Source organism: Pseudoalteromonas sp. ABE4_541 (assembly GCF_056312285.1).
Window position 1 is genome coordinate 99649 of sequence record NZ_JBSVEM010000008.1, and the last position, 14272, is coordinate 113920.

Here is a 14272-nt window from a genome sequence, read left to right on the forward strand (position 1 = left end):
CTAGTTGCTCAACGACATTACCAAGTTCTATGTATTTACGAATGCACAGTTAACTCATCACTTGCTTTTCTAAAAATGACAAAACCGTTTCGGTTATAATGTGCATTTTTCGGCTTACCTTCAGCGGGGGCTTTAAATCGATATTCAACTTGCTGAATGTCAATATCTTTTAGGCTAGTGAGATGTTTTAGATCTGAATCTGAATAGATAAACCGGATACTGATCATGTCTGGCTGAGATTGTGCTTTGAGTGAAAATGAAGTGCTGATATTGGCTCTTGAATCAATTAAAGCCGCTTCTAAACTAATACCATATTGATACTCCACAAGGTCGGCAATGCGGCCACCTGCCACTCTAGCTGCACACTCAATGACATAAAGCTCACCTTCAACGTACTTAAACTCTACATGAAGTACGCCATTATTAAATTGATAGGCTGACTTTATTTGGTGAATTAAGCTTGTGCATTTATCGGTTAACTCTGGGTTAGTTATGCCAACATCGTGACCTAATTCATCGAAGTGTGGCAAAGGGGAGAGGTGTTTTTTAGTTATGGAAAGGTGCTTTATTTGATTGTTTTTTATCGCAACTTCAGCACTGTACTCGTCACCTAGAATAGCTTGTTCCACTATTGCTTTACCTGCCAACGAAATGCCCTTTAAATCGCTTTCTTTGCGTTGTGTTATCGTGTGTGTTTGGCGTTTCAATTGTTCTAGATTATCACAAAGTGAAACATTAATACTGCCACAATCATCAACAGGTTTAACAACAACAGGAAAGGTAAAATTTTTACTATCTAATTCACTTGGATGACTAAATTCACCATAAAGAGCGGGTTGGGAAATATTGTTTTGTGCAAGCAGCTTTCTCATCTTTGCTTTGTTACGAAAGCATATTGAGCTATCAAGTGGGTTGTGCGGTAACTTTAATTTACTTGCTATATAGTCAGCCTCATACACCGACAGTTCACCACCAGGAATAACCGCATTGAAATGATATCCAGCTAACTTTTCTAGAGTTTCATCAATATTAGAGTCCAACAATAAGCACTCATCAAACAAGTATGCAAATTTTATCAAAGTGCTTTGTGGAGTGAGTAATAAGACAGATTTTTCACAATTAAGAGCTTTGACAGCTGCGCTAAACCGTTTAATAGCGTGTTCGCTCAGTGGCTCAACAATTAAAACTTGCACGTAAATTTTTCCTTAAATAACTTGCGTCCCAAACATTGCATTAATGTTTTTATAATGTGTACGCATTATGCATATTTGTTTCTTTAAGTAAAGTTTCTGTTTTTGTTTTTTTGGTACAAAATAACATTTATTTCCTACGTATCACTTTGCATATATTAAAGTGACTTTTTGATGTCAGTAATATTAAGTTGTTGTTTTAGTTAGAGGTGGTTAGAACGGCATGTACTATTAAGGTATCTTTTTCTGACACATGAATGCTACAGATGATAGGGGGACTATTGCAAGTGTTAAATTATATGTTACTGAGTTGCTCTAAAAGTGCACTTCAAGACCTAGTATGAGTATTGAGTCTGAATATGGAGTGACTTGCGCTTGAAAGTGCCTGCTAGCATATGTTTATGCGTTGTATTTTGAAGTGTTTGCATCATAAATATGCAAAATAAGCATATGATAGTTCGTGACTAGCTTGAGTTTGGCTCGAGTGAGTACTCGAGCCAGTAAGTCAGGCTACTCTTCGTTTATAACCGGTACTTCTAATCCCATTTCTTCCATTATCTTACGTACTTCTTCAGGTACTTTCTCTGGGTTATCCTTTCTTAAGTCTTCATCACTTGGCAGTGGTTGGCCTGTAAAGGCATGCAAAAAGGCTTCACATAATAGCTCGCTGTTTGTTGCATGACGAAGGTTGTTCACTTGTCGACGGGTGCGCTCATCAGTTAACACTTTCAGTACATTTAACGGGATAGAGACAGTAATTTTTTTTACTTGTTCAGATTTTTTACCGTGCTCCGCATATGGGTGAATATACTCACCGTTCCATTTAGCCATAATGTTATTGTTGCCTCAGAGTTTTAAATGCCAATAAGACTAAATTCGTAAGGCATCGACCAAGTGCTTGTCTATGCTTGAGATTGACACAGAATATTCATGGTAGATTATTCAAAAATGTAGTCTTATTAGCAATACGATTTAGTTAAGTGGCGAAATTTTATCGGTTTAAAAAAGATAGTCAAATACTAGTTAAATAGCCATTTAGCAGTATAAATGTTTTGACTTCTGTATTTTGATCGTCTAACCTTTTAGACGTCTAAACATCCAACTATCTAGGTGATGATATGAGTCAAAGTAATAAAGCAACCATCGCTGTGCGTCATGGCATCGAAGCTGACAAACATCATGGTGCTGTCGTGCCCCCTTTATATTTATCAACCACATATTCGTTTGCTGATTTTGATACGAAGCGTGATTATGACTATGGCCGTAGTGGTAATCCAAATCGTGATATTTTGGCGCAAACATTAGCGCAGTTAGAGGGCGGTGAGCGAGGCATTATTACAGCGACGGGCATGTCGGCAGTGCATTTAGTGACACAGCTTCTTAATCACGACGAGACTATTGTTATCCCCCATGATTGCTACGGTGGCAGTTATCGCTTGTTTACCTCATTAGAAAAAAGAGGCTTACTAAAAGTAAAAGTGTTAGATCTGACTCAGTCTAGTAGCTATGAGCAGATCCTTGCTATCAAACCTAAACTAGTATGGATTGAAACACCGAGTAATCCAATTTTACGTCTGACGGATATTGCTGCAGTGAGTAAAGTTGCGAAAGAAGCCGGGGCTTTGGTGGCAGCAGATAATACGTTCTTGTCACCGGCGTTGCAGAATCCAATTAAGCAGGGGGTGGATATCGTTGTTCACTCAACAACGAAATATATCAATGGTCACTCAGATGTCGTTGGTGGTGCTGTTATCGCCAAAACGGCACAGCTTGGTGAAGAGCTTGCGTGGTGGGCAAACAACATCGGTATTACTGGTGCACCATTTGATAGCTATTTAACTTTGCGAGGGCTACGTACACTCAATGTTCGATTAAAGCAACATCAAAAAAATGCGCTCAAGATCGCACAATACTTAGAACAATCGCCCTATGTCAGCCAAGTGTACTATCCTGGACTTGAGTCGCACCCACAGCATGAGCTAGCAAAGCAGCAACAGAGCGGCTTTGGTGGAATGGTTAGTTTTGATATCAAAGGTGGTTTGAAAGAATCTGCGGCATTTTTGACAAGCCTTAAACAGTTTTCTCTTGCTGAGTCTCTAGGTGGCGTTGAAAGTTTAATTTGTCATCCAGCTACGATGACACATGCAGGCATGGAGCCCCAAGCTCGTTTAGAAGCTGGGGTTGGTGATACGTTAATCCGCATTTCTGTCGGAATAGAGCAGGTCGAAGATCTAATCGACGATCTCGACCAGGCATTTAATAAAACGCAGCCAGGCGCTGTAAATGCCTCGGATGAAGGCAAATCGTTCAAGTTAACGCCGGCTCATACGGCTTTATGGTAATCAAATGGCAAAAGTAGTACATAAATTTGGCGGCTCTAGTCTGAGTTCTTCGGCGCGTTATCAAGCTGTTGCGCAAATCGTGTTAAGTCAATGCAAAGAAGGTGATTGTGTTGTTGTATCCGCTGCGGGTAAAACTACTAATACGCTCGTGAAACTTTGGGAGTGCTATCAACAAAAAGATAGCCAAGGCTTTAGTGATATATTGCTGCAACTTGAGAATCATCAAACTGAGTTGATCCGCGCTTTATTGAAAGGTGATGAGCAACGTGACCTGCTCGCATGTTTGCTAGAAGAGCTGCAAGTTATCACCGAAGCGGGTAAGCAAGGTACATTGCATGAAGCAAGTTTACTGGCACATGGCGAGCTATGGTCGGCGCGGATCTTAGCCAGTTATTTGTCACAACTGGGTAGTGTAGCCAAAGATATAGACGCACGTAGTTTGTTTCGATTACACCATGGTCAATTGCTACATCAGCAAAATAAGCAAGCCTGTAATGAATGTTTAAATGATGACGTTATTCATGTTGTTACTGGATTTATCGCCTCAGACGCTGATGGTAAAACCGTCACGCTCGGTCGTAATGGTAGCGATTATAGTGCCACGTTGTTGGCAAATTATATTGATGCGGACGCCGTGTCGATTTGGACTGATACGCAGGGGGTGTTTAGTACTGATCCCCGTAAAGTTGCTAGCGCTATTAAGTACAATAAAGTGTGCCGCTCACAAGCTAACTTGTTAGCCCGATTGGGTAATCCTGTACTACATGCAAAGACCTTATCACCACTTAAAAGTACCGCAATTAAATTACAAGTGCGCAGCAGCTTTGATGCTGAAGCTACGCCAACGGAAATTGTCAAAGAAGGTTATAGTAAAGCAAAACGATTTATTACCACTTTTAATGAGCTTGATTTAATTCGAGTAGATGGACTGGCGCAAGGTGAAGTTGGAGAGTTAAGCCAGCTTATTCAACACAGCATTCATCATTTTGAAGCGAGTGGAGATGCGTTTTTACTGGTACCGGCCGCACATACACATGCGGTATTACAGACCTTAACAGGCAGAGCAAATATTGTCGAAAGTGCGCTGCAAGGTTGTGCAATTGTTGCCCCGAGCGCCGATATTGCGCACTTACAGTTACAAACACAACAGCTTCTCAATGAACAGGATGTCGTAGTACGTTTTAAGCACGTTGCCTCAGAATATGCTTTGTTTTTGACGGACCAAGCTATTGATAGCGACACTTTGGCATTACTGCACGATAAGCTTATCAACAAAGGTCGTGAGTTAGCCGTGATCATTGCTGGACTCGGTAACGTGGGTGAAGTGTTTGTTGAACAGTGCAGTCAGCAAGTGTCTCGTTTGCAAGATCAATTTGATGTTAAAGTCGTTGCATTGGTGCGTTCCAAGCAAATGCTTTTTTGTGCAAGTGGCATTGCTTTAGACAATTGGCAGCAGCAATGGCAAAACGAAGCAGTCCAATATGGTAAAGAGGAACTGATTGAGCGTATTGGCGAATTAGATTACGAGCACAAAGTGATCGTCGATATAACTGCTAGCGAGCCTTTTAGTGAGCTGTATCCAGAGTTTGTAAAACAAGATTGTCATTTGATCAGTGCCAACAAATATGCCGGTACAGCAAATAGTCAATGGTATCAAGGATTGCGAGAGCAACTCGAGGAACGTGACCTTTACTGGCGCTACAACACCAGCGTCGGTGCGGGTCTACCAATTAATTTTGCATTGGCTGACTTGCAATATAGTGGCGACAAGATAACGCACATTGAAGGGGTGTTCTCAGGTACTTTATCTTGGTTGTGTAGTAGCTTTGATGGCAGTAAGTCATTTTCCGAACTGGTATTGACAGCGCAAGAGATAGGCTACACTGAACCTGATCCAAGAGAGGACTTATCTGGGCGAGATATGCAGCGTAAATTGCTGATTTTAGCCCGTGATATTGGCCTTAATTTAGACCTAAAAGATATTGCATTAGAACCGCTTATGCCTGTGGAGTTAGCACAGGGCAGTTGGAATGAGTTTTTAGCGCGCCGGGAGTTGCTCGATGCTTTTTACCAAGAGCAACATAAAAGTGCCATACTGCAGGATAAAGTGCTACGTTACACGGGCGCGTTGACGATAAGCGAAGGTGGCAAAGTGACGGCTAAAGTTGGTATCGCTTTGGTTGATAAAGCATCTGCCATCGCTCATTTAACGCCGGGCGATAATATTTTTGTGATCAAAAGTGTCTGGTATGAGAGTAACCCATTAGTACTGCAAGGCCCAGGTGCAGGAAAAGAAGTGACGGCTGCAGGGATACATTCTGATCTGTACTGGTTAGTACAAAAACTTAAATAACCTCAGCTGTGGATAAGAGTTTTGATAGCTAGCAATAGAAACATTGCAACTATTTCGACATCCAATGATGATATTTCGCTTAATATCAAGGCATTTTCGCGAAGTAATAGCAGGCTATTACAAGTGGAAATAACGCAGAGAGTGAGCGAAATAGCTTTATTGGGCAAATTCGCTTATGTGCAGCTGAGGTTAAATAGTATATAGGCTGATTTGAAGGCACCAGATGGTGCCTTTATTGTATGCTTTAAAATAGCTCTTCTTGCGTGACTGGTTGTTGGTCGTCAAATGGGGTGCTGTTGTCTTCATCAAGCGCGTATTTGTTTGGTGCGGTGCCCGACTCAAAATATTCAAATCGACTTGTATGATCATTTTTAGAGCTGAGTAATCCGGTTTTTAAATCAATACGAACTGATATGAGACCCGGAGGTGGTTCTACAGGCGCAAGCGGCTGATCCGCTAATGCGGCGCGCATATATTCAACCCAAGCAGGTTGAGCGGTGGTTGCGCCGGCTTCAGCGCCTACAATTTGATTTTTACCCAGATTCGTATTGTAAGCAGCACGGCCAAGTGGTTTACCTGCATCGTCAAAGCCAACCCAAACGGTCGTGAGCACATTGCGATTGAAACCACTGAACCAAGTATCAACCGAGTCGTTGGTAGTACCTGTTTTACCATATAAATCTTTACGCTTTAATGCCTGAGCTCGCCAGCCAGTGCCTGTCCAACCTGTTTTGTGACGCCAGCTACCACCACCCCAGATAGCGCTGTGCATGGCGCTGGCCACCAAGAACGCGTTTTGTTCGGATACGACACGAGGTGCGCAATGTTCAAGGGTATTCTCCAGTTGCTCTTCATTACAGGCTATCAAAGGTTCAGCTTTGCCCAAGGTGTTGCCAAAAGCATCCTGTAACTCGCTAATAAAATAGGGTTCTATCAGGTGTCCGCCATTGGCAAAAGTACTCATACCGCGAGCCATTTCAAGAGGTGTAATTGCCGCACTACCTAAAGCAAGCGATTCACTGCGGTTTATGTCTTTATCATCGAAACCAAATTTCAGTAAATGATCTGCGGTTTTATTTAAGCCAACTCCTTTTAGAAGCCTAACAGATACAACGTTTTTAGACTGCGCAAGTGCACGTCGGATACGAATAGGGCCATTATATACTTCCGGGCTGTTTTTCGGACGCCAAGCAACCCCTACGCTCTTGTCCCATTGATTAATGGGCGCATCATTAATAATGGTGGCGAGTGTATAACCATTTTCAAATGCAGCGGAGTAAATGAAGGGCTTTATATTTGAGCCTACTTGGCGCTTGGCTTGAGTTGCTCGATTGTATTGACTTTGTGCAAAGCTATAACCACCAACGAGGGCTTTGATCCGGCCATCTTGTGGATCGAGCGATACTAGGGCACTGGAAGGGCGAGGATATTGACTGAGGTGCCATTGTTGTGCAACTTGTCTTACCCAAATCTGCATACCAGGTGTTAGGATCTCTGTTGCCGTTTTTGGTGGTGTGGCTTGGCGGGTGTCTGTGATGTATGCGCGCGCCCACTTTAATCCTGGCCATTGCAAAGTGACTTCGTTACCATTTTTTAGCAAGACAGTTGCACTTTGCTCATCAACCGTAATGACCACAGCCGCTTTTAATGGCGCGATTTCTTTCGTTTTGCCCAGTGCTTGCATAATTTGTTCATGGCTCATTGGGAACTGTTCACTTGGGTTCCATAAGATTTTTTCTGGGCCTCGATAACCGTGACGCATATCATAGTTGTGTAAATTATTGACTAACGCTTGCTGTGCCGCTTGTTGAATGTGTGATTCCACACTCGTGAAAACTTTAAAGCCGCTGTTATACGCCTTGTCTTCACCGTATGTTTCAACCATATAGCTTCGCACCATTTCAGAAATATATGGTGCATAGAGCTCAATTTCTGCGCCGTGTAACTTGGCCGTGATAGGTTGTGATCGAGCTTCATCGTACTGTACCTTGCTGATATAGCGCTCTTTGAGCATACGGCCCAATACGACATTACGGCGTAATTTTGCTCTTTTTGGGTTACGAATAGGGTTTAACGCTGAAGGTGCTTTGGGCAAACCTGCGATCATTGCCATTTGTGCCAGCGTCAAGTCATTCAATGATTTTCCATAGTAGACTTGCGCTGCAGCGCCGATCCCAAATGCGCGGTTTCCAAGTTCTATTTTATTGAGGTATAACTCGAGGATTTCATCTTTGCTCAACAGGTTTTCGATGTGCAAAGCGATAAAAATCTCTTTCACCTTACGAATATAGGCTTTTTCGCGTGTCAAAAAGAAGTTACGAGCAAGTTGCATAGTGATGGTACTCGCTCCTTGCTTTTTCTGGCCAGTACTGATCAGAACAAGTGCAGAACGAACTATCCCGATTGGATCAACACCAAAGTGCTCATAAAAGCGGTTGTCTTCAGTGGCAAGAAAAGCCTGCACCAAAGGCGTTGGAATATCGTTAATTTTGACCGGAATACGGCGCTTTTCACCAAATTGGTTGATCAGCTTGCCGTCTTGGGTAAACACTTGCATGGGAGTTTGCAGCTGTACGTCACGCAAAACTTCCACACTGGGTATATCCGATTTGACATAATAATAAAGACTGATTAACGTAAGCAGCGCTAAAAGGCTTATAACGATAAAAAATTGTATTGCTCTTCTCAATAAAGTCACGGAATGTTCCCTAGTTAGACTCCCAATTATAGGTAGACACTGCTAGTATATCTTGAATAAAAAACGATTAATAATTTTCGCGTTATAATTATAACTTATTAAAAGTTAAAACAAAGGATAAAGACCAAACGCATGCTCAGTAACCTTTTTCAAAAGCAAGCTCCGATGATGATTGGTATAGATATCGGTTCTCACTGTGCCAAGGCTGTTTTGCTGTCGCAGTCGTCAGCTGGATATCGCGTTGAAGGCGTTGCCATTGAGCCTATTCCTAAAGGCGCAATCACTGAGCGTGCAATCCAAGATATCGAAGCAATAGGCCGAGTTATTGGAAAAATTAAAAAGCGCTTGCCACGGCTCACTCAGTATGCAGCTGTGGCTGTATCTGGGCAAACGGTGATTACCAAAGTTATCTTTATGGACGTTGCATTAACTGATGCTGAATTAGAGTCTCAAATTGCGATAGAAGCAGATAGCTTGATCCCTTATTCGCTGGACGAAGTAAGCATCGACTTTGAAAAGATTTCTGTTAATGAAGCAGACCCATCTAAAATGAATGTGTTGTTATCGGCCGCTCGTACGGAGAGCGTAGAAGCGCGTGTGGGTGCTTTGGAAGAAGGCGGATTGCAAGGAAAAGTCGTTGATGTGGAAAACTATGCATTGAGCCGAGCTTTAACTGTGTTATATGGACAATTACCAGCTGATGCATTTGATAAAGTGGTGGCTGTGATAGATGTAGGGGCGGTTATCAGCTTAGTCAGTGTAGTGTTGTCTGGCAAAACCATATATACCCGCGACCAAGTGTTTGGCGGTGAGCAATACACCAACAGTATTGTCGCCTATTACAACAAATCATTTGATGAAGCTGAAATAGCGAAGACCACTGGGGACTTGCCGCCCAATTACATTTTTGAAGTCTTGGCGCCATTTCAAACAACGCTGCTACAGCAAGTAAGGCGAGCGGTTCAAATGTTTATGACTAGTAGCGGTAAGGAACAAGTGGACTATATTGTATTAACAGGAGGAACAGCGCTTGTAGAAGGGCTAGATAGACTGTTGATAGAAGAGTTGGGTATTCACACTATAGTTGCCGATCCTTTTGCCGATATGGAAATTGCACCTAAGGTAGATCGTAACGTATTAGAGCGACACAAGCCTCAATTTGTGGTTGCAACTGGGTTGGCATTAAGGAGCTTTTCGTCATGCCACATATAAATTTGCTCCCTTGGCGTGAGCAAAAGCGCCAGGAATCACAGAAGAAATTTCTTACTATCATTGCATTTAACATTGCAGCTGTGTTGGTGTTTTTGTACCTGATTGGTTCTTTTTACGATAGCTTAACTGAGGGACAGCGCATAAAGAATGACTACCTTCGTTCAGAAGTGATTAAACTCGATTCAAGGATTGTAGAGATCAACGATTTAAGCGAGCAAAAAGGCAGCTTGCAACGTCGGATCAACTTAATCGAAGAATTGCAAAGTAATCGAAATTTGGGCACTCAAATTATTGATGAAGTAGTGAAAGTGGTGCCGGCGGGGGTTTACCTCACCAGTTTAGAAAGAAAAGAAAACTTAGTTAAAGTGGTGGGCCGTAGTGAGTCAAACAACCGGTTATCACAGATGTTAAGAGCGGTTGAGGGTTCGTATTTACTTGAAAAACCATCGATTCAAGGCATTGTAACAGGCGAGCAAAATTCAAGGTTGTTAAGTGATTTTACAATGCACTTTTATGTGAAGCCATTTAGAGAGATTGAGGTGGCTGAGCGTGGTAATTAACTTTTGTATTGATGAGACTGTACGTGGACTTTGATTTAAAATCTTTACAAAACATCGATTGGAACGAAATTGAGCTCGACAACATCGGCGAGTGGCCATTTGTTGTTAAGGTTATGTGTTGTGCGCTGGTCGTTATCGTGACTTTTGCCGTTGGTTACAGTTTGCTTGTGTCAACATCAATTGAACGATATGAACAAGAAGTGCAACAAGAAGCATCATTAAGAAATAGCTATCGTATTAAATATGCACGAGCAAATAACTTAGACTTATATCGCCAGCAAATGAAGGATATGGAAGAACAATTTGCTCAACTATTACGCCGATTGCCCACTTCAAATGAAACGCCAGGGCTATTGGATGATTTAACTTATGTCGGTACATCCAGTGGCTTAACCTTTTTAAAAATTGGCTGGCTATCGGAAAACAAAAAAGAATTTTATACTGAACTACCCATTAAATTGGAGGTGATAGGTACCTACCATGAGTTTGGAGAGTTTGTTAGCAAAGTTGCTCAGTTGCCGCGAATAGTCAGTTTACACGACTTTAGAATTGAAAACTCAGGCAGTAGTAAGCTTATTTTTAGTGTGGTCGCAAAAACCTATCGTTATGAGCAAGGTGATGCACCATGAACTGGCGCCTAATAAGTTCTTCAGTTTTGCTCTGTGCATTGAGTGGTTGCAATGACAATACCGCAGAACAAAAAGAGTTTATCGATCAAATTCAGGCAAGCGCCACGCCGCAGGTAGAGCCGATCCCGCAGATGCGAGAGTTCAGTCATTTTGAGTACACAGCTCAAAACTTGCGTAGTCCATTTGTAGCACCAGAGCCTGAGGTTATTGAAAGTAAAATGATCCAAGTGCAAAACTGCTTGCACCCAGATCCTGACAGAGATCGCGATCCATTGGAGAAATATCCAATAGATACATTATCAATGAAAGGAACAATCGCAACAAAGGATGTCACTTGGGCGCTAATCAAAGCATCAGATCAAGGTTTGTATAAAATTAAACGAGGTCAATATATGGGTTTGTATCACGGTGAAGTGATCAGTGTACAGCCTGGATATGTTGAACTTTTAGAGCTCATCCCCGATGGCAGCGGCTGTTGGAAAGAACGTTTATCCCGAGTGGAGATCCGTGAAGAAGATGGGAGCGTGGTGAGTGAATAACAAAAAAGGTAGTGTAGATATGGCTCTCTTAAGGAGCAAATTGAGCGTTAAATTTATCGTAGGTGGTATTTTTGCTTTAGCTTCAAACTGGGCATGCGCTGTGCCAATGCTCTATGATGTTCGCTATAACCCAGTACCAGAGGGTGAAACGCAATTAGAGCTCGTGTTTGATGAGCAGTTGGGTATTTCTCCGGAAGTGAAAGCATTGAATGAACCAGCTCGTTTTGAACTGTTTTTTCCTGGTGCTGAGTTCGAAGAAAGCCTGCGTTCGTTAATGGTCAACAAGGCGGGGATCACCAGTATTGAAAGCCAACTAAACGATCAGGGGTTGATTGTTACGGTGAACATGGAGCAGTTGAAACTTTACAAGACCTATGTGAAAAACAACATCGTTTATCTCGAAGTATCTAATAATCCCCTTGGTAGTGAGCCCAGTGATGTGACCGAAGCGCTTAATGGGCAAATGAACCAAATTCAATCTATAGACTTCCGCCGAGGAGAGAAAGGGGAAGCTAAGATATTGGCTTTTCTCGATAATGCTCAAGCTGCAATTGATGTGCAAGAGCGCGGAGGTAAAATTTATGCAGATTTTCACCATATAAGCATTCCTGACGACTTACTTTATGAATTAGATGTGCTTGACTTCGGTACAGTGGTTAGTAGCGTGGAAACTTTCCGTGAGAACGGAAAGAGCCGCATGGTCATTGCACCAAATACAGCATTTAAATATACCTATCAGCAGTTAGGAAATATCTTCACATTAACGGTTGAAAAAGATGATGAAGAACATAGCTTTGGACTCAGTAAAAATTACCAAGGCCAACCTATTACGCTTAACTTTCAAGATATTCCAGTACGCTCAGTGTTACAGATCATTGCGGATACTAACAATTTTAATCTTGTGACCAGTGATTCAGTGTCAGGAAATATCACATTACGCTTGGACGGCGTACCTTGGGATCAAGCTCTGGATGTGGTTCTGAGGATCAAAGGCCTTGATAAACGCATGGATGGTTCAATTTTGATGGTTGCGCCGTCTGAAGAGCTGGCGGCACGCGAAGCAAAAGAATTGCAGGCGCGTAAACAGGTCGAAGAACTAGAACCGCTATACAGCGAATATATTCAATTGAATTATGCCAAAGCGGAAGAATTTGCAGATTTACTCAAAACTGATATTAACAGCATTGTGAGTGAACGAGGCAGTGTGTCAGTAGACAAACGCACTAACACTTTGCTTATTAAAGATAGTGCGCGAAGTATTGAAAGTATTCGCCGTATGGTTGAGACTTTAGATGTGCCAGTGAAGCAAGTACGCATTGAGTCGCGTATGGTCACAGTAAAAGACAATGTGCAAGAAGATTTAGGCGTTCGTTGGGGGTTCAGTGATCAACAAGGTTCAGACGCTATCTCTGGTAATTTAGCGGGGGCAGAACAGTTATCGAATGGTGCGATCCCTGATTTAGCAAATAGGTTGAATGTAAATCTACCTGTATCTGGTACATCGGCGGGCACAATTGGTATGCATATCGCAAAACTTGCCGATGGAACCCTAATTGATCTTGAATTGTCAGCATTAGAACAAGAAAATAAGGGTGAAATTATAGCGACACCCAGCATTACGACGGCAAACCAAAAAAAAGCAAGAATAGAGCAGGGTACGGAAATTCCGTATGTTGAAGCAGCATCGAGTGGTGCAACATCGGTCAGTTTCAAAAAAGCGGTATTAAGTTTGGAGGTAACACCACAAATTACACCAGATAATAAAATCATTTTGGATTTGGTGATCACGCAAGACACTCGTGGTGATAATGTACAAACACCGAATGGCCCTGCGGTAGCGATCAATACGCAACAAATTCAAACGCAAGTTTTGGTTGATAATGGCCAGACAGTAGTACTTGGTGGGATTTACCAGCAAGAAATCACCAGTGCGGTCAGCAAAATACCTTTGTTGGGAGATATTCCGTATTTGGGTGCTATGTTTAGAAATACCCGTGAAATTAATGAAAAGAAAGAATTACTGATATTCGTGACCCCTAAAATCATGTTGGATAGTCAGTAATTGGTAGATAGTTGAACGAATTTACATGCCTTAGTTGCTTTTTATACTATTTGACTTGAAATCGTTCACAGAATATTGAGATAATCCCCTCCTTAATTTTGGGGCCAGGTCGTTAGGCGGGGTTTTATTTCAAATTTTAGAGTTCGTTAGTACTAAAAAGATATGGCTGAGAAACGTAATATATTTCTAGTTGGCCCGATGGGGGCTGGTAAGAGCACAATTGGTCGTCACCTAGCTGATCAATTACACCTTGAATTTTTCGACTCGGATCAAGAAATTGAACGCCGTACTGGCGCAGATATTGCGTGGGTGTTTGATCTTGAGGGTGAGGAAGGGTTCCGTTTACGCGAAGAAGGCGTAATTTCAGACCTCACAGAAATGCAAGGTATAGTTTTAGCTACCGGTGGTGGTTCGGTATTGAGCAAAGAGGTGCGCAATAAGTTATCCGCGCGTGGTATCGTTGTTTATCTAGAAACACCAATTGAAAAGCAAGTGGCTCGTACACAACGTGATAAGCGTCGTCCTCTGTTACAAACAGAAGAAGCGCCACGTGACGTGCTAGAGCGTTTGGCAGAGGAGCGTGAACCTCTGTATAAAGAAGTGGCAGACTTTGTTGTGCGCACAGATGAGCAAAGCGCGAAAGTTGTCGCAAATCAAATCATAGAAAAGCTAGATTTTTAATTATTT

At 42.2% G+C, this 14272-nt stretch carries 11 protein-coding genes; 8 read left to right on the forward strand and 3 right to left on the reverse strand.

Annotation, left to right across the window (positions count from 1 at the left end; genetic code table 11):
- Nucleotides 1-35: 35 nt before the first annotated feature.
- Nucleotides 36-1193 carry an ATP-grasp domain-containing protein gene (locus tag ACW689_RS09955; protein WP_476290852.1) on the reverse strand — a complete coding sequence of 386 codons (1158 nt, stop codon included), beginning with the start codon at nucleotides 1191-1193 and terminating at the stop codon, nucleotides 36-38.
- A gap of 507 nt (nucleotides 1194-1700) precedes the next feature.
- The gene (gene metJ, locus ACW689_RS09960) at nucleotides 1701-2021 is read right to left on the reverse strand and encodes a met regulon transcriptional regulator MetJ (protein WP_476290854.1); all 321 of its coding nucleotides are present in this window, start codon (nucleotides 2019-2021) and stop codon (nucleotides 1701-1703) included.
- Nucleotides 2022-2308: 287 nt separating this feature from the next.
- On the opposite strand from metJ, the gene metB reads away from it, so the two are divergent.
- Both metB and metL read left to right on the forward strand, forming a co-directional pair.
- Nucleotides 2309-3532, forward strand: a complete 1224-nt coding sequence (gene metB, locus ACW689_RS09965; RefSeq protein WP_476290856.1) for a cystathionine gamma-synthase — start codon at nucleotides 2309-2311, stop codon at nucleotides 3530-3532.
- 4 nt (nucleotides 3533-3536) lie between these two features.
- Entirely contained in the window at nucleotides 3537-5885 is a 2349-nt protein-coding gene (gene metL / locus ACW689_RS09970; RefSeq protein WP_476290857.1) for a bifunctional aspartate kinase/homoserine dehydrogenase II, read from the forward strand.
- A 244-nt stretch (nucleotides 5886-6129) separates the two neighbouring features.
- On the opposite strand, the gene ACW689_RS09975 is transcribed toward metL, so the two are convergent.
- The gene (locus tag ACW689_RS09975) at nucleotides 6130-8583 is read right to left on the reverse strand and encodes a penicillin-binding protein 1A (RefSeq protein WP_476290859.1); all 2454 of its coding nucleotides are present in this window, start codon (nucleotides 8581-8583) and stop codon (nucleotides 6130-6132) included.
- Nucleotides 8584-8715: 132 nt separating this feature from the next.
- On the opposite strand from ACW689_RS09975, the gene ACW689_RS09980 reads away from it, so the two are divergent.
- The 6 genes from ACW689_RS09980 (at nucleotide 8716) to aroK (ending at nucleotide 14266) form a co-directional block, all read left to right on the forward strand.
- On the forward strand, nucleotides 8716-9795 hold the full coding sequence (locus tag ACW689_RS09980) for a pilus assembly protein PilM (RefSeq protein WP_476290861.1): 1080 nt from the start codon (nucleotides 8716-8718) through the stop codon (nucleotides 9793-9795).
- Nucleotides 9783-10355 carry a PilN domain-containing protein gene (locus ACW689_RS09985; RefSeq protein WP_476290863.1) on the forward strand — a complete coding sequence of 191 codons (573 nt, stop codon included), beginning with the start codon at nucleotides 9783-9785 and terminating at the stop codon, nucleotides 10353-10355. Before ACW689_RS09980 ends, ACW689_RS09985 begins: the two co-directional genes overlap by 13 nt.
- Nucleotides 10356-10378: 23 nt before the next feature.
- Nucleotides 10379-10984 (forward strand): type IV pilus inner membrane component PilO, encoded by a 606-nt coding sequence (locus ACW689_RS09990; RefSeq protein WP_476290865.1) that lies wholly within the window; start codon nucleotides 10379-10381, stop codon nucleotides 10982-10984.
- The gene (locus ACW689_RS09995; RefSeq protein ID WP_476290867.1) at nucleotides 10981-11523 is read left to right on the forward strand and encodes a pilus assembly protein PilP; all 543 of its coding nucleotides are present in this window, start codon (nucleotides 10981-10983) and stop codon (nucleotides 11521-11523) included. The genes ACW689_RS09990 and ACW689_RS09995 overlap by 4 nt, the downstream gene beginning before the upstream one ends.
- Before the next feature lie 19 nt (nucleotides 11524-11542).
- Entirely contained in the window at nucleotides 11543-13585 is a 2043-nt protein-coding gene (locus ACW689_RS10000; protein WP_476290869.1) for a type IV pilus secretin PilQ, read from the forward strand.
- A gap of 162 nt (nucleotides 13586-13747) precedes the next feature.
- The gene (gene aroK / locus ACW689_RS10005) at nucleotides 13748-14266 is read left to right on the forward strand and encodes a shikimate kinase AroK (RefSeq protein ID WP_476290871.1); all 519 of its coding nucleotides are present in this window, start codon (nucleotides 13748-13750) and stop codon (nucleotides 14264-14266) included.
- Nucleotides 14267-14272: the final 6 nt, after the last annotated feature.